The 16,068-nt window shown below is 46.9% G+C and carries 13 protein-coding genes; 11 read left to right on the top strand and 2 right to left on the bottom strand.

What is annotated here, in order from left to right:
* Positions 1-4: 4 nt before the first annotated feature.
* The 10 genes from AC5FXQ_RS19330 (at position 5) to AC5FXQ_RS19285 (ending at position 12,744) form a co-directional block, all read left to right on the top strand.
* Positions 5-1,081 carry a COX15/CtaA family protein gene (locus tag AC5FXQ_RS19330; protein ID WP_493604053.1) on the top strand — a complete coding sequence of 359 codons (1,077 nt, stop codon included), beginning with the start codon at positions 5-7 and terminating at the stop codon, positions 1,079-1,081.
* Positions 1,081-1,977 carry a heme o synthase gene (gene cyoE, locus AC5FXQ_RS19325; protein ID WP_493604052.1) on the top strand — a complete coding sequence of 299 codons (897 nt, stop codon included), beginning with the start codon at positions 1,081-1,083 and terminating at the stop codon, positions 1,975-1,977. Before AC5FXQ_RS19330 ends, cyoE begins: the two co-directional genes overlap by 1 nt.
* Positions 1,978-1,980: 3 nt before the next feature.
* On the top strand, positions 1,981-2,571 hold the full coding sequence (locus tag AC5FXQ_RS19320) for a cytochrome c oxidase subunit 3 (RefSeq protein ID WP_493604051.1): 591 nt from the start codon (positions 1,981-1,983) through the stop codon (positions 2,569-2,571).
* Between the two features lie 24 nt (positions 2,572-2,595).
* The gene (locus AC5FXQ_RS19315; RefSeq protein ID WP_076420266.1) at positions 2,596-3,342 is read left to right on the top strand and encodes a cytochrome c oxidase subunit 3; all 747 of its coding nucleotides are present in this window, start codon (positions 2,596-2,598) and stop codon (positions 3,340-3,342) included.
* A 75-nt stretch (positions 3,343-3,417) separates the two neighbouring features.
* Complete coding sequence (locus AC5FXQ_RS19310) at positions 3,418-3,765, top strand: cytochrome C oxidase subunit IV family protein (protein ID WP_007659388.1); 348 nt, start codon at positions 3,418-3,420, stop codon at positions 3,763-3,765.
* An 11-nt stretch (positions 3,766-3,776) separates the two neighbouring features.
* On the top strand, positions 3,777-4,445 hold the full coding sequence (locus AC5FXQ_RS19305) for an SCO family protein (protein WP_493604050.1): 669 nt from the start codon (positions 3,777-3,779) through the stop codon (positions 4,443-4,445).
* A complete protein-coding gene (locus AC5FXQ_RS19300) occupies positions 4,423-4,977 on the top strand; it encodes a DUF420 domain-containing protein (protein ID WP_493604049.1) in 555 nt (184 codons plus the stop codon). The genes AC5FXQ_RS19305 and AC5FXQ_RS19300 overlap by 23 nt, the downstream gene beginning before the upstream one ends.
* 32 nt (positions 4,978-5,009) lie before the next feature.
* Positions 5,010-5,282 carry a hypothetical protein gene (locus AC5FXQ_RS19295; RefSeq protein WP_493604048.1) on the top strand — a complete coding sequence of 91 codons (273 nt, stop codon included), beginning with the start codon at positions 5,010-5,012 and terminating at the stop codon, positions 5,280-5,282.
* Positions 5,283-5,611: 329 nt separating this feature from the next.
* Positions 5,612-9,265 carry a sensor histidine kinase gene (locus AC5FXQ_RS19290; protein ID WP_493604047.1) on the top strand — a complete coding sequence of 1,218 codons (3,654 nt, stop codon included), beginning with the start codon at positions 5,612-5,614 and terminating at the stop codon, positions 9,263-9,265.
* On the top strand, positions 9,262-12,744 hold the full coding sequence (locus tag AC5FXQ_RS19285; protein ID WP_493604046.1) for a DUF8818 domain-containing protein: 3,483 nt from the start codon (positions 9,262-9,264) through the stop codon (positions 12,742-12,744). Before AC5FXQ_RS19290 ends, AC5FXQ_RS19285 begins: the two co-directional genes overlap by 4 nt.
* Here the strand turns inward: AC5FXQ_RS19285 and AC5FXQ_RS19280 are convergent.
* On the bottom strand, positions 12,741-13,478 hold the full coding sequence (locus AC5FXQ_RS19280) for a LytR/AlgR family response regulator transcription factor (protein WP_493604045.1): 738 nt from the start codon (positions 13,476-13,478) through the stop codon (positions 12,741-12,743). The genes AC5FXQ_RS19285 and AC5FXQ_RS19280 overlap by 4 nt on opposite strands.
* Positions 13,475-14,533: a sensor histidine kinase gene (locus AC5FXQ_RS19275; protein WP_493604044.1), complete on the bottom strand. Its 1,059-nt coding sequence runs from the start codon at positions 14,531-14,533 to the stop codon at positions 13,475-13,477. Before AC5FXQ_RS19275 ends, AC5FXQ_RS19280 begins: the two co-directional genes overlap by 4 nt.
* Before the next feature lie 219 nt (positions 14,534-14,752).
* Between AC5FXQ_RS19275 and AC5FXQ_RS19270 the strand changes: the two genes are divergently transcribed.
* Entirely contained in the window at positions 14,753-15,871 is a 1,119-nt protein-coding gene (locus AC5FXQ_RS19270) for a hypothetical protein (protein WP_493604043.1), read from the top strand.
* Positions 15,872-16,068 lie beyond the last annotated feature (197 nt).

The following is a 16,068-nucleotide window of genomic DNA, read 5'->3' as shown; positions in this document are numbered from 1 at the left end:
TTAAATGACAGATAAATCTTTTCCATACAAAAGGTTTAGAAATATTGGAGTACTTACAGTATTAGCTGTGTACTTTCTAATATTAGTTGGAGGAATCGTGCGGAGCACGGGCTCAGGAATGGGATGTCCGGACTGGCCCAAGTGTTTTGGCAGTTGGGTTCCTCCAACTGATGTTAGCCAATTACCAGACGATTATCTGGAAGTCTACAAAGAACAGCGTGTAGAGAAAAACAAGAGACTAGCTGGGTTTCTGGATAACATAGGTTTTGACAAAGCAGCAGGCGAACTGAGAGATCATCCGCTTCAACACATTGAAACAGATTTCAATGTTACGAAGACATGGATCGAATATATCAATCGCTTGGTAGGGGCTGTGATTGGGGTATTGATCTTCCTGACAGTGCTGTATGCTATACCTTATCTGAAAACTGACAAACCTGTTTTCTTCATCTCATTCTTGAGTTTTGTACTAGTTGGTATACAGGGGTGGTTGGGCTCTATAGTCGTGTCTACAAACTTGCTACCTGTAACCATTACAATCCATATGGCACTGGCGCTGGTGCTTGTAGCCTTACTGCAGTATGCGGTGATTCGGTCGCAGTCTGCTTTTATCGTTCCACGATTTGATGCCTCGAAGCACTTGTTCTTCGTTATCGGATTGGTAGCTGCTGCTACTTTTGTTCAGATACTAATTGGAACGCAGGTTCGTGAAGAAGTGGATATAGTTGCTTTCGAAATGAATGGTAGCAACAGAGATCTTTGGGTAGACCAACTGGGTTCGAGTTTTTATATCCACCGGTCTTTTTCTATCCTGTTACTGGTACTTCATCTTTATATGGCTTATTTAATCTATAAGCTCAAAGATCGCCAGTTGAATATGATGACGAACTGGATGATAGTGTTATTGGTTGCTGAAATAGTGTTTGGGGTAATCATGGCTTATTTTGCCATACCTGCATTCCTGCAGCCGTTACACTTGACGATAGCTACCTTACTATTCGGTGTTCAGTTTTTGATATTAATTTTTTATTACTACGCCTCAAAAAAGGCGGTTGAAAAACCGGTAGTGGTTCTTAGCTAATGATTACAAATAGATCAGAATCGGTACTGTCTCTAGCCAATATGGCACAAAAGGCATCAGCATATTTTAAGCTCCTGAAGTTTAGATTAAGTTTTACAGTAGCTTTCTCAAGTGCTATAGGCTATATCCTAGGACATCCGGGGGGAAGTTGGATTCAGATAGCATTGGTCATGCTGGGTGGGTTGATGGTCACAGGCGCTGCCAATATTGTGAACCAGATTCTCGAGAAGGACCTGGACAAGTTAATGAAGCGCACAGCAAACAGGCCGCTTCCAACTAATACACTGAGTGTAACTGAAGCAGCTATTTTTGGCGCGCTGATAGGAGTTGGTGGTTTATTTATTTTAGCGAGCTTTTTTAACACATTGACAGCAGCTATTGCGTTGTTGTCACTCGTTCTTTACGGTTTTATCTATACGCCATTGAAGCGTATCAGCCCTATCAACGTTTTTGTTGGTGCTATACCTGGTGCTTTACCGCCGCTGATCGGTTGGGTAGCCGCAACAGGCGTAGTGAGTGTAGAGGCCTGGATTCTTTTCGGGATACAGTTTATTTGGCAGTTTCCACATTTTTGGGCAATTGCCTGGGTGCTGGATGAAGATTATAAGAAAGCAGGTTTTAAAATGCTCCCAATGGAAGGGGGAAAGAACCTGAAAACTGCTTTTCAGATCATGATCTATACCCTGGTGCTGATTCCACTAAGTTTGCTGCCTCTGCAGTTTGGCATGACCGGTACCACCTCAGCGCTGATCGCTGTTATATGTGGGGTATTGTTTCTGGCCCAGACGTTTCATCTAATGCGCACTTGTACCAACAAGGCGGCGATGAACATTATGTTTGGGTCCTTTTTGTATTTGCCTATTGTGCAGATAGCTTTCGTTTTAGATAAATTATAGGATATGGATATGGTTGCCAAATCATTGGGAGAGGAGAACAACACAGGAGGAGTACATCCATTAAAATTTACGCTGTGGTTGCTTATTATTAGTATAATTATGATGTTTGCAGCCTTTACGAGCGCTTATTTAGTGCGTCGTGCAGAAGGCAACTGGCTGGAATTTGACCTGCCAAACATCATGTTGATTAACACGGTAATTATTGCTTTGAGCAGTGTTACAATGCAGCTTGCCCATAATGCTGCAGCTCAGGATAATATAGCAAAGCTGCGCCTGATGCTGTACTTGACTTTCGGATTGGGAATCGCTTTTCTGATCGGACAGTGGAATGGATGGGCTGAGTTGGTTAATAACAATGTATTCTTTGGAGGGGAGTCTAGTAACCCTTCCGGTTCATTTATGTATGTATTAACAGGTGTACATGGTTTTCACCTGATCACTGGTCTCATTTATGTGGCGGTGGTAATTATATCAAGTCTACGTTATAAAGTTCACTCGAAGAGCATGCTGCGTATACAGTTATGCACCATTTATTGGCACTTCCTGGGTGGCCTTTGGCTGTACTTGTATCTATTTTTGAGATTAAATCACTAAACACGTTTTTTTCAATACTAAACTATGTCTACATCAACTACGCTGGAAGCACCTAAAACAGGTACATGGGATGGTGGTAATGAACCACTAAAAGCGAGCTATGGAAAACTCATGATGTGGTTTTTCCTACTTTCTGACGCCTTTACTTTTGGTGCACTCCTGATTGTTTATGGCCTGTCTCGTCACAGTCATCTTCCTTACACTGGAAGTCCGGATGACTTTACATTCTCAACTGAATGGTGGCCAATACCGGAGAAAGTTTTTAACGCCTTCCCTGGATTCCATGGAGTAGATCTTCCATTGGCATTTGTGGCCCTGATGACCATGATCCTCATTCTGAGTTCGGTTACCATGGTATTGGCAGTAGAAGCTGGACATAGAATGGATAAGAATGATGTACAGAAATGGTTGATGTGGACGATTCTGTTCGGTAGCATTTTCCTTGGTTGCCAGGCTTGGGAATGGGCTCACTTTATATCTGGTACAGACGAGGGTATGCTATTGGCTGACGGTACACGCATCTTTGGTGCTAACCTCACCATGAACCAATATGGTCCGCCTTTGTTTGCCGACCTGTTCTTCTTCATCACTGGTTTCCACGGTACGCACGTATTCTCTGGTGTTGTCCTGCTAATCATGGTGTTCATCAACACAGTGAATGGGGTATACCACAAACGTGGTCACTATGAAATGGTTGAGAAAGTTGGTCTTTACTGGCACTTTGTAGACTTGGTATGGGTATTCGTATTTACCTTCTTCTACCTGATTTAATTTATTAATCATAAACTATCACAGCTGCAGTTCCCGCCTGGAGCGGGACTGCCTCTCTAAAACATAAAGTATACTATGGCAGCTCATTCGGATCACTCCAACGATCTTCACCAGACAGGTGAGATACCTAAAGCGCAGACAAAAGTTATCTGGAAAACATTCTTTATCCTGGTAGCCCTAACTGCAGTAGAGTTCCTTTTCGCCTTTACAATGGACGCAGGTACGCTTCGTAATGCGATCTTTATAATTCTGACCATCTTTAAGGCGTTCTACATTGTAGCGGAGTTCATGCACTTAAAGCATGAGTCAAAAGCCTTGATCTGGTCTATCCTTATACCTATGGCACTTGTTATCTGGTTAATGGTGGCTTTGATTTCAGAAGGTAGCTATTACTTCGATTCAATAAGAAATTACTTCAACTAAGTACACATATTATGAGTAACTCAAAGGCACTAATATTAGGTATCCTATTATTAGTGCCTCTTCTTATTTTTATATTTATCGGAAGCTTTGGTGAGCACCACTACACGCTCCGTAAATATTTTCCTCAGGTAACCGCTACAGGTGAGGTACAGCGTGATACCAAAGGGGATACACTCTTCAACCAAGTGCCTGCTTTCCAACTCACTTCACAGCAAGGCCATACAATCTCTCAGGAAGACCTTGACGGCCATATCTATGTAGCTGACTTCTTCTTCGCGACTTGCCCCGATATTTGCAAAGCAATGTCTTCGCAAATGGTGCGTGTGCAAGAAGCTTTTCAGGATGAGGAACAGGTAAAACTGGTATCCTTTACTGTTAACCCTGAATATGACACTCCTGAGGTACTAAGCGAATATGGCGAACGATATGGAGCTGACCCTGCGAAGTGGTATTTCTTGACAGGTGACCGTGACAAAATTTATAGCTTAGCTCAGAAAGGTTTCTATTTGCCGGTTATGAAAGTAGAAGGCCAGCAAGACTTTATCCACAGCGAAAAATTTATGCTAGTGGATAAAGACAGGTATGTGCGGGGGATATATGATGGCACTGATAAGGAAGACGTGGATCGCCTGATACTGGAAATTAAAGTTCTTTTAGATGAATACAGCAAATCAAAATAGTCCAGCGGCTGGTAATGACAAGAAGTTCTTAATACTGATTGCCATTCTATCGATTGCTATACCTGTCGTTGTGGCTATGCTTTTCTTTATGCCGAAAGAAGGCTCAAGCAGTGTGGATGTGTCTTTTCTGCCAACGCTGCATGCGATACTGAATTCTTTAACAGCCTTTGCTCTGGTTATTGGTTACTACAACATTCGTAAAGGGAATATCAGAGTGCACCGTAATGCCATGGCAACTGCCTTTGGCCTCTCGGCTGTATTTCTGGTGTCGTACGTAACTTACCATTTTCTGGGGGAGCGCACGATATATGGAGGTGATGGCTTTCTTAAGGTATTTTACTACTTTATTCTTCTTACACATATTGTACTTGCCGTGGTGATTGTGCCGTTGGTACTTCTTTCGATGTATTTTGCTCTTTCAGAGCAGTTCGTGCGTCATCGTCGTATATCAAAATGGACGTTCCCGATCTGGCTTTATGTAGCCATAACGGGTGTGCTCGTTTATATTTTGATTTCTCCGTACTATAGTTAGAACCAGGAACATTTAACGCTTGTTTTATGATCATGAAGCGCCAATTATCTAAAATATTTATTCTCGGCCTGATGATGCTTACGCTAAGTCTGGTATCTACAGAGGCCTATAGCCAATGTGCCATGTGTCGTGCCACAGTTGAGTCAAATGTTGGTACCGGCAGTACAGAATCAGATTCCCAGGTAGGAGCAGGATTGAATACCGGTATTCTATACTTGATGCTGATACCCTATGTACTGGTAGGTACTGTAGGATTTCTGTGGTATAAAAGCAGTCAGAAAAAGAAAGCTGCTAGAAACGCTTAAGCACTGAGTATCAAAGTAGCATACTTTGTTAATTTTCCTGAGCAGTAGCGACTATTTTCAGTTTATATCATTAACCACATGCAGGCAGCAAGTCTTGCATGTGGTTTTATTTTGTCATCAAATTTTTTGGTGTGAAATTTGATCCGGTTTTGGTCCGGATTACACACTTCTTCCGGAATTAAACATGCCTTGAGGCTGTTAGTTACATTTTAGCTGCCTAAAGGTCATGCTCTTATAACACGAAATGCTTAAATTCGTGGGTAATCCATGCTGCTTTGAACCGTAATATTGCGCCAATACTCTTATTTGCCCTTGCTGTGCTGTGCTTTATGGCGACAGCTTTTTTGCATTATAAGGTACCGGCTTCCTGGCTTCAGGCTGATAGAGAGCAGACGCAGCAGCGTATAACGCAGCGGGTTCAGGCACTGTTACTGGATGCTCACCAGGAGTCTGTTCAACTCGGCGAACAACTACAGACAGGCCGTACAAGCTTTTCAAAGCTCCTGTCTAAAACACACTACCCAACTTTTGTTTACAAAAATGGGCGTTTGCTGTTCTGGTCTGACCATACAGTTATACCAGACCTGGACCTGCCCCCGACAGCTCGTCAAACATCAACCATTCGTAATAGTTACGGCACCTTTGTGGTCATGCCCCATCGGGTCCATGATTACGACATCTTTACTTACATTCCACTTCAGATAGATTATGGCATAACAAATGACTACCTGTCGTCGGGCTTGCAGAAAAGTATTTTCGGGAAAGCTGACGTTCGACTAGTGCTTGATAACCCAGGGCAGTTGCCACAGGTAAAGACCAGTGAAGGTGAATTCCTGTTTGCACTCGATCATGGGTCTGATCGCATCGATTCTGGGTTTGATGACCTTCAACTTATTTTGCTCACCTTAGGGGCTGTTCTTTTTGTTTGGTTTAGCATTTCATTAAGCAAGATCTTCCTGAAGCGTCAGCGCTACACCCAAGGTATTGTGCTTTTACTGACCCTGCTGGTTGGATTTAGGTTTGCACTCTTATTGCTCAACCTCCCTTTTCTGATTGTCGAAACTGAGCTCTTTGATCCGCGCCTGTATGCTGCGTCATTTTGGTCCCCTTCAGTAGGCGATCTGGCGCTTAATGTACTGCTGCTTGTTACAGTTGCCTGGGCTGCTTATTACTTGTTTCACAAAAATGAAGTATTAAATACCGTTAAAGCGTATTCTGCTGACAAGAGTAAGGTGGTACTTGGAGCTGCCATGGTGGGATTTTTTGTGTTGCTAGCCATATTATTCCGCTTTTACTATGGCATATACCATAACTCTCCGCTAGCACTCGACATTAACCAATCCATCGCGTTGGAGCGGTATAAATTGGTGATGTACAGTCTGATGTTCTTGCACACTGTGGCGCTGAGCCTGTTTAGCTATATGTTGGCTTCTGTAGCCAATGTGCTGTTGCGCAAGTCAAATGGCTGGTGGCCCTATAAGATTTTACTGGGAGTAACGGTTGTGCTTACCATGCTGGCTCTGGTATTGGATATGCGCTGGCTGCCCGTGCTCCTGATAGGCCTCGTTTTCTGGATTGTCATTCTGCTGGCGGCACAGCATCGGCAGGCGATCAGTTTACCATACCGCACCTACCTGTTTTTCTTTCTCATCATTGCTGTAAGCAGCTTAACTGGAGCAGCTTCTCTTTACACGCATTTCCAAAGCGAGCTGTTAGCCTACAAGCAGAAGTTCGCTTTTGACCTGATGCAGGGCAATGATGTACTGGCCGAGTATCTGCTGGAAGAAGACGTGGCGGTGCGGGTATCGGAAGATGCCCTCATACAATCCAAGATGAAGGGGCCGTATGTCGATGCCTTCTTCATTAAGCGCAAGATATCCCGACAGTTTCTTCCGGACTATTTTGATAAGTATGAAGCGAACATTCTTTTGTTTGACAGTCAGGGGCGAACACTGGAAAGTGCCGATACCACAGCTGCTACATTAGATGAGCTAAGGCAAAAATATGCTGTACCTCAGAACAGAACCGAGTACGATAATCTATACCTGGTTAATGATCCTGCCCGACCGCATACCCGCTTTTACCTGAAGTTAATTGAAGTACCTCTGGGTACACAGCAGTACGGGACGATCGTGCTGCAATTGAGTCTCAAAGAGCTGCTCCCCAATAGCCTGGTGCCTGAGTTACTGGCAGGGCAACAGCACCAGCAGCCTTTCAGAGCCGATATCCTGAGTTACGGAATTTATGAAAAGGGCAGGCTGACATACAGCGAAGGCGAATTTGACTATGCCACCAATTTCGACAGGAGCGAGTTGGAACGAAGTGAGCTGTATAAGCAGGGAGCAACGGAGGCAGGTTTTCACCACTTGGGTGTTAAAACCGACTACGGCCCGACCGTGATCATTACGACGAGTAAGTATGGAGCCCGAGAAGTACTCTCTAATTTTTCCTTCCTGTTCCTGTACTTTACCGGCTGCCTCATTGTGGTGGCTGTGCTTTACATCCTGCTGAACCGGGAGCGACTGCGTGATTTTCAGCCCAACTTCAGTACCAAGATCCAGCTTTTCCTGAACTTTGGTATACTGCTGCCCCTCATGTTGGTGAGTATTGTAACGGCTAGCCTGGTAACAGGCTCTTACAAGAAAGACCTGCTTTCGTCTTACGAGAAAAAAGGCGAGGCTATACAGGACCATCTAAGCAGACCGACTACGCTCGAAGTGCTGCCCGACCGCAATCGCTTGCTGCGACGTGTTGCTTCCATTGCAGCACTATCAGAAGCTGATGTGAGTCTTTATGATCGTAACGGACGCCTGCTGGTAACCAGTCAGCCCCTTATTTTTGAGTCAGGGCTGCTGTCCAAACTGGTCAATCCACATGCTTTTGCGGCTATATCGGAGCGACAGGCTTTGCGTGTACTCCTCGATGAGCAAGCCGGTAACCTGAGTTTCAATGCGCTATACCTGCCGCTTCGTCCTGACAATGATCCGGAGAAGTTGATTGGCTTTATAGGTTTACCTTTCTTTGACTCAGAGCGACAGCTGGACCTGAAGCTGATCGAGCTGATCACAACCACAATGAATATCTTCACTGTGATGTTCATCGTGTTTATCATCCTGACCTTCTTTGCCTCCAGAGCCTTGACGGTGCCGCTTCGTATGTTGGCTGAGAAGCTGAAACATACTTCCCTGACTGGCAAAAATGAAATGCTGGCTTATGAAGGGGCCGATGAGATCGGGATGCTGGTGAATGAGTATAACCGCATGCTGCTGACACTGGAGCAGAACAAGGTAGAACTGGCGATGCGCGAGAAAGAAGCGGCCTGGCGGGAAATGGCGCGGCAGGTGGCGCACGAGATAAAAAATCCGCTCACTCCGATGAAGCTTTCGCTGCAGTACCTCCAGAAGGCCATTGCAGAAAAGAACCCGAATACGGAGCAGATGATTAATAAGATCTCGCATACCCTGATCACGCAGATCAACATTCTCAGCGATATCGCCACTTCGTTTTCCAACTTCACTTCCATGCCCGAGCCAAAAGCCGAGCTGATGGACCTGGGGGCTGCCCTGCACAAAGCCGCCGACCTGCACACGAATCCGGCATCTGTGAAAACGAGGCTGCGTATGCCTGAAGAACCGGTGATGGTGATGGCCGATGAGGCGCTGATGGTGCGGACTTTCAACAACTTGTTGCTGAACGCCATACAAGCGGTGCCTGCCGACCGGAAGCCTGTGATCAAAATAGACCTGAAGGTGGATGGGAATAACACGGCGCTGGTGTCAATAGCTGACAACGGCAGCGGTATACCTGCCGAGATTCAGCACAAAGTATTTATACCTAACTTTAGTACTAAGTACACTGGCTCAGGTATAGGCTTGGCCGTAGCCAAAAAAGGAATTGAAAACGCAGGTGGTCGCATTTGGTTTGTGACAGAAGAGGGAGAGGGGACGACGTTTTACATTTCTTTACCGCTGGCCACCGCATGATTCGAAGCCTGATCACCGGCATCCTGCTGTTGCTGCTGAGCCTGCCTGCGCTGGCCCAGGCTCCTGTGAGCAACCGGCACTGCAAGTGGCTGTACCTCACCGATTATCCCCAACAACTCGATACCCTGACGATTGACGTCAGCACCATCACCTTCGTAGGTCCCCGCAAAGACCAGTTCAAATTTGACTATAACTACTACACCCACGAATTTAAACTGACCGAGTTTCCGGCTCCTACTTACCAGATCATGGATACGCTTGGAACAATGGTGCCTATACCTGACTCGGTGTTGGTCTGTTACAGAACTTTGCCACTGAGTCTGGCTAAGCCCGCTTACCGCCGCGATATTATGAAGCTGGACCGGAGCGTCTCTCCCCGAGAGTTTTATAAGGAGGACTTTGCACAGCGGGAAGAAATCTTCAAGACTCCCGGCCTGAACAAAACGGGTAGTATCTCACGGGGGATCTCTTTTGGTAACACGCAGAACGTATTTGTCAATTCGGCGCTGAACCTGCAGTTGGACGGTAAGTTAACCGACGACATTAGCATTACAGCAGCTATTACCGATCAGAATATACCTTTCCAACCGGAGGGGAATACGCAGCAGCTGAACGAGTTTGACCGGGTATACATTACACTCAAGCACAAGCAGTGGCAGCTGTCGGCTGGGGATGTGGTGTTGCGCAGCAAGCCGTCCTACTTCATGCAGTTTTACAAAAACGTGCAGGGCGGCGCATTCGAGACTACCATCGGCAAGTCTCCGGAAAAGCTGGGTACCACTACGGTAGCTGCTTCGGTGTCGAAAGGTAAGTTTGCCTCTCAGGCCGTGGAGGCGCTGGAAGGTGTGCAGGGACCTTACCGATTGCGCGGTCCTAATAACGAGCGTTTTATCATTGTGCTGGCCAATTCGGAGCGGGTGTTCCTGGACGGCCGCCTGCTGACCCGTGGTTTCGATTTTGATTACGTGATCGACTACAACCAGGCTGAGATCACCTTTACGACACGCCACGTCATCACCAAAAACTCCCGCATTCGGGTAGACTTCGAGTACTCCGACCTCAACTACAGCCGCAGCATCTACCACGCCAGCCACTACCAGCAACTGGGCAAAGTGCAGGTATACGCCAACTACTACAACGAATCCGATAACCCAAACAATCTGCTGCACCTTGACCTTCGGGATGACGAGAAACGTCTGCTTGCAGGTATAGGCGATAGTCTGAATATGGCCGTTACATCGGGCGCGACACAGGTGCCTTTCGATCCGGCACAGGTACTCTACGCCCAGCGCGACACCATGGCAGATGGTGTACCGCAGCAGGTATATATCTTCTCGAGCCATCCGGACTCAGCCATATACAATGTGCGGTTTTCGGAAGTAGGGGCGAATCGGGGTAACTATGTGGCGGCAAGCAATGCCGTGAACGGCCGGGTATACCGCTGGGTAGCACCGGTAAATGGCGTGCCGCAGGGTAACTATGCCCCCGTGCGTATTCTGCCCACTCCCCGTAAGAAACAGCTGATCACGCTGGGTGGTAACTATGAGCTGGAGAAAGGCGTGAATTTCTTCCTGGAAGGTGCCGCTTCGCAAAATGACCTGAACCGTTTCTCCCGCCTCGATGCCATGGATGATAATGGGGCAGCCATGCGGGTAGGATATGCCATTCAGGACCGGCAGCTTTCTTTCCTGGGCAAGTACCGCCTCAACAGTACGCTCAACTATGAGTATACGGATGTGAACTTTGAACCCATCGACCGTTATCGTCCTATTGAATTCGACCGCGACTGGAGTCTGGACAATCCGAATCAGAAAGCCGAAGACCATATCTTTAACTTCTCAGTAGGGGCGGTGCAGGATCCGCAGAACCTGGTAAACTACCGCATCAGCCGCCGCTACCGGCACCAGCAGGTAGATGGTACGCAACACCAACTGGATGTGAACCGTGAGTTAGGCAAGCTGGAATTACGCAACAGTTTCTTTATGCTGCACAGCGACCAGATTACACGGGAGTCGGAGTGGTACCGGGGCGATGTGGGGGCCAGGTATAGGCTTGGTAAAATTGAGCCCGGCTATATGTACCGCTTTGATAAAAATAAACTCACGGCGATCGGAAGTGATTCCGTAACGGGCTCAGCTATGTATTTTGACGAGCATGTGCTTTTTGTGGAGAGCCCTGATACCGCCAAAACCCGCTTCCGGGTAGACTATAGCTACCGTACCGACCTCCGCCCGACAGCCCAGGGCGAAATGGGAGCGCCGGAAGTAGGCCAAACCTACAACGCCATGCTCCAGCGCAGGTATGGCCGCGACAGCGACATCGCCCTGCAGGCCACTTACAGAAACCTAAAACTTGAGCAGGGGCAGGATGAGGAAACCGTGCAGTCGCGTATAGACTGGAACACTTCTTTTCTGGATGGTAGCTTCCGGTCCGAGATGAGCTACTCAGTGGGTACTGGCCGTGAACTGAAGCGCATCTTCGTATTCCGGGAAACCATGCCGGGGCAGGGTACGCACTACCTCCGCGAAGGCGGCAACCCCAACGACCTGAACGATTATCTTGAAGCCCAGACAGTGGACCAACGCCGTTTCATCAAGGTGTTTTTGCCGACAGACGAGTACATCAATGCCTATACCAACCGCTTTACATACCGTCTGAACAGCAATGTGCCCCGCAGCTGGCGGAGTGCCGAAGGCTTCAAAGGCTTTCTGGCTAAGTTTTCGGCTCTGAGTTTTGTGAGTATCGATAAAAAAACGACGGATGATGAGGTGATGAACCGCTTCAACCCGTTCAGTGAAGATTTCGAGGATGAGTTCCTGATATCCTTGATAAAGTCGCTTCGCAATACGCTTTACTTTAACCGGAGCAATCCAAAGTATGGACTGGAGTACACCGTGCAGCAAAATCAACAGAAATCGCTACTGGCAAACGGTACCGAGACCCGCAGCGTGGGTAACCACCAGCTAATCGGCCGCCTTAATCTGAACGAAGTGCTGAGCTCCAAGATCAGCTTGGCCCAGAATGTGCGCGACAACCGCTCCAATTTCCTGAGCTCTAAGAACTTCAGCATCGTGTCGCAGGAGCTGACGCCGGAGCTGGCTTACCAGCCCAATGCGAAACTGCGTTTTACTGGTACGTATCAGCTTGCCCTGCGTGAAGATAAGCTCTCACCAGCTGATGCCGAGCAGCAGGCGACTTTTCATGAATTGGGATTAGAAACAAAGCTAAGCCAGGTGAGCAAGCGCACGATATCCGGCCTCGTCCGTTGGGTGAATATTGAATTTGATGGCGATATGAATTCCTACGTGGGGTACGAGATTCTAAACGCCCTGCGTCCCGGCAACAACCTGACCTGGTCTTTTAACGTGCAGCAGCGCCTGAGCAACGGCCTTAATATCTCCCTCAACTACGATGGTCGTAAAGCCAACAGTGTGGGCGCGGTGCATACGGGTCGCACGCAGGTGTCGGTGCTGTTCTAATTTACCCGCTTACTTTTGAGCAGCTTGGCGTTGATCATGTCCAGCAAAGTAGTCCGGTAGCTCGATCCCATCGGCACTACGCTTCCATTACTGAGCACAATCTGGTTTCCTTCTACAGTCTTTACTTTGGGCAGATGTACAATGAAGGATTTGTGTACCCGTGCAAAGTCTGCAGCGGGCAGGTGCTCTTCCACTTCTTTCATGCTCAGGTAGGTGGTCAGCTTTTCGGTGGCCGTTTGGATGCGCACGTAGTTCTGCATCGCTTCTACATAGCTTATCTCCTCGAAGTTCACCCGCACAAACTTTCCTTTCACGTCAGTTTTGATGAAAAAGTAGCCGTCATTCTGCTCTGCAGCAGGTATAGCCTGCTTTGGCTGTAGACTCTCTTTTACTTTGGTCACGCCCTTCAGGAAGCGCTCGTAGGAGATGGGCTTGAGCAGAAAATCAACTGCATTCTTCTCGAAAGCCTGGTAGGCATAGTCCGGGTAGGCGGTGGTGAACACAACCGTGGTGCGGCTGTTGATAAGTCCGGCCAGATCAACACCTGAGAGCTGGGGCATGTCTACATCCAGAAATGTAATGTCAGCTGTTAGCTGCCCTGAAGCAATAGCATCGAGGGCTTGCAGCGGGTTTTCTTCGGCCCCGATCAGTTGCAGGCCGGGGGTGTTTTGGATATACCTCGACAGTACCTCGAGCGCATGTCGCTCATCGTCTACTACATAGCATGTAATCATTTCAACTTTATTTTAAGGTGCACGGCGTGTCGTTGCTCGTCTTCGTCTATGGTCAGGGTATAGTCCTGTTCATCGTAAAATTCGCTGAGGCGGGTTTTGGCATTCTGTATACCGATGCCGTACCCACGTCCGCCGTGGTGCTTGCGCTTTTTATTACTGGTACTGAAGTGAAGCAGATCCTGGTGATGCGCAACTGAGATGCAGGCAGCCTGTGTCGGGTCGGTGAGGTCACCATGCTTAAATGTATTCTCTACAAAGGTGAGCAGGAGCAGCGGCGGAATCTTGCCCTGGAGTCTGCCGCTGCACTTCATCTGCAGGTGCAGCGGATAGCTAAAGCGAAGCTGGTTGAGGGCAATGTACTTTTCGATGTGCTCCACTTCATGCTGCAGGTCGGTTTTCCCGTCTTCGTGTACCCGCTGCAAGGCATAATGCATTACTTCTGACAACAGCAGCACGCCTTCCGAAGCCTTTGGTGAAACATCCTGTACTGAGTTGTAGATAAAGTTAAGCGTGTTGAAGAGCAGGTGCGGACTGATCTGGGCCTGTAGCAGCGCGTTCTGAGAGCGTACCAACCCTTTCTCGAGTTCGGCTTTTTCACGCTCAGCCTGCAAGCGCTCCAATTCCATCTGGTTAATGCGCTTTTGGTTCTTGATGGTCTGGCGTAAAAACCAGTAAGCTGTGCTGAAACTCAGGAAATAAAAACAACGCCAGGTAGCACGAAGATACCATATTTTGTCAGGGTTAAATTCCCGGGGAGTATCTCGAAATGGATTGACCAGCTTTTCTATGCCAAATTGCATGAGGAGATAGGCACCTATAATGGCAGGGACTAAAGCCAGCAGTAGCAGTAGCTTATTATACTTAAGCGTATTGTGCAATACAACGTGTGCAAAAAAATAAAAGAGGCCAATATTGAGAGTATACCAGATCATCCACTCCCACAAGGCAGTAATGTTAGGATTGATGAGTGTGACAAGCGATACTTCATAAAAAATGAAGATAGCCCAGCCCAGAACATGGTATAAAAAGTGGCGGTATTTTACGCTTTTAAGCATCCCTAAAACAACGCATTACTTTGCTAACACGCAACACCATTCATCTACAGCAAAAGTTCGTTCGTGTAATATTCTTTCCTCTTTATATAGTTATTTCTATCTTTAGTATAGGTTGGTTGATAAAGAATAGTGTAGGCTTGCCAGGTATAACCTGTGAGCCTACCTATACTTCCTCTGACCTTCAGCAATTATTGTCACAAAGTATACCCTCTACTACCGATGAAACAGCTTATTACCCACAAGTACCTCTTCCCTTTACTCTGCTTATCATTTCTGTTTTCTTCCTGTAAAAAAGAGCTGGAGGAAATTGAGGTAGACCCCGTTGTTGCCTGGGAAGCGCACAATAAGTTCTTGTACAATCAGCGGTTTATTGTAAATCTGCATGCTGCTGAGGCGGAAGACAGGCTGCAGGTTTTAGGAATGTACTTATTCTCTAAGATATCCCATGCCAGGAAAGGATCAAAGGTAAGTAACTATGTGCACCCTTTCAGAGACCTGTCACACTACAATTACCCTATGAACTCCAATATATTTACAGGAGCAGAAGATGGCAGTATATATTTCAGATCAGTGAGCGATCCGGTGACTAGCGGAGCAAACCTTAGAATGTATGCAAAGGAAATTGATCCTAATTTTCTTGAGTTTGAACTAGTGATGTCTAAAGCACTGGAAAGCATGGCTATCTCAGAGAACAATGTTGCTCTGGTGCCATACAGGTATGCGAATGAGAAAACCGGAAGATCTGGGCTGCGGTATTTTCTGATCAAGCTAGGGGTCGACAAAGCCAATCAGAGTTTTAGTAAGATTGTGTTGGAAGAGGTTAAGGTACTTACACCCGCGCAAGAAGGTGGCTTTGTTCGGTATATGCGTTCACACCATAATAACTTTTATGTTGCCACCGACTGGGGATTCTATAAGATTTCGGAAGAAGGTGAAATTGATTTCCAGATGCCGGACCAGGTAGCTTATGCGACATTTGAGCACAAAGGCGAGCTCTACACCTTGGCTAGGCACGGAAGACAACAGACACACGCCTTGTTTCGGGCTGTGTCCGAACAATCCTGGTCTTTGGATGCACACACAGGAAATGCAGCGGAGTGGTTCAACTATATTGCAATTAGCGATGATGTAATACTGGCCTTTCGCCATAGCCAGATATTTGAGGTGGAGGTAGGTATAGATAAGCTACAGTTAAGAGAACTTGACAATACCGGGCTTGTAGGCCACACCATCACTTCTATCGCTAAAGTGAAAAACAAAGTATATATTGGCACCCAATCTGGCCTCTTCAGCAAAGCGACAGAACATTTGCTGACTTATAAGGAAGTGGAGAATTAACATTTATATCTTAAACCCAAGTGAATCGATAGAGCCCATGTAGACGGGGAGGGTACTTAGATATTCAACTCCACGATCGCATTATTTTATCCGAGTCTCTGAAACAGATTATTATTTATAGCAACTATACTTTTTACTTCTATGAAGCATCTTATAGCAAGCAGGTATTTGATGCCCTTGCTTTGTTTAACCTTAGT

It is taken from the genome of Pontibacter sp. LHS1 (assembly GCF_058932855.1).
Note: the sequence above shows the minus strand (reverse complement) of the source record. Positions and strands in the feature narration are given on the sequence as shown.

What these genes read in the sequence shown, in the direction of transcription:
- AC5FXQ_RS19330 (WP_493604053.1), top strand. Translation starts at nt 5, where the DNA reads ATGACAGATAAATCTTTTCCATACAAAAGGTTTAGAAATATTGGAGTA.
- cyoE (WP_493604052.1), top strand. Translation starts at nt 1,081, where the DNA reads ATGATTACAAATAGATCAGAATCGGTACTGTCTCTAGCCAATATGGCA.
- AC5FXQ_RS19320 (WP_493604051.1), top strand. Translation starts at nt 1,981, where the DNA reads ATGGATATGGTTGCCAAATCATTGGGAGAGGAGAACAACACAGGAGGA.
- AC5FXQ_RS19315 (WP_076420266.1), top strand. Translation starts at nt 2,596, where the DNA reads ATGTCTACATCAACTACGCTGGAAGCACCTAAAACAGGTACATGGGAT.
- AC5FXQ_RS19310 (WP_007659388.1), top strand. Translation starts at nt 3,418, where the DNA reads ATGGCAGCTCATTCGGATCACTCCAACGATCTTCACCAGACAGGTGAG.
- AC5FXQ_RS19305 (WP_493604050.1), top strand. Translation starts at nt 3,777, where the DNA reads ATGAGTAACTCAAAGGCACTAATATTAGGTATCCTATTATTAGTGCCT.
- AC5FXQ_RS19300 (WP_493604049.1), top strand. Translation starts at nt 4,423, where the DNA reads ATGAATACAGCAAATCAAAATAGTCCAGCGGCTGGTAATGACAAGAAG.
- AC5FXQ_RS19295 (WP_493604048.1), top strand. Translation starts at nt 5,010, where the DNA reads ATGAAGCGCCAATTATCTAAAATATTTATTCTCGGCCTGATGATGCTT.
- AC5FXQ_RS19290 (WP_493604047.1), top strand. Translation starts at nt 5,612, where the DNA reads ATGGCGACAGCTTTTTTGCATTATAAGGTACCGGCTTCCTGGCTTCAG.
- AC5FXQ_RS19285 (WP_493604046.1), top strand. Translation starts at nt 9,262, where the DNA reads ATGATTCGAAGCCTGATCACCGGCATCCTGCTGTTGCTGCTGAGCCTG.
- AC5FXQ_RS19280 (WP_493604045.1), bottom strand. Translation starts at nt 13,478, where the DNA reads ATGATTACATGCTATGTAGTAGACGATGAGCGACATGCGCTCGAGGTA.
- AC5FXQ_RS19275 (WP_493604044.1), bottom strand. Translation starts at nt 14,533, where the DNA reads ATGCTTAAAAGCGTAAAATACCGCCACTTTTTATACCATGTTCTGGGC.
- AC5FXQ_RS19270 (WP_493604043.1), top strand. Translation starts at nt 14,753, where the DNA reads ATGAAACAGCTTATTACCCACAAGTACCTCTTCCCTTTACTCTGCTTA.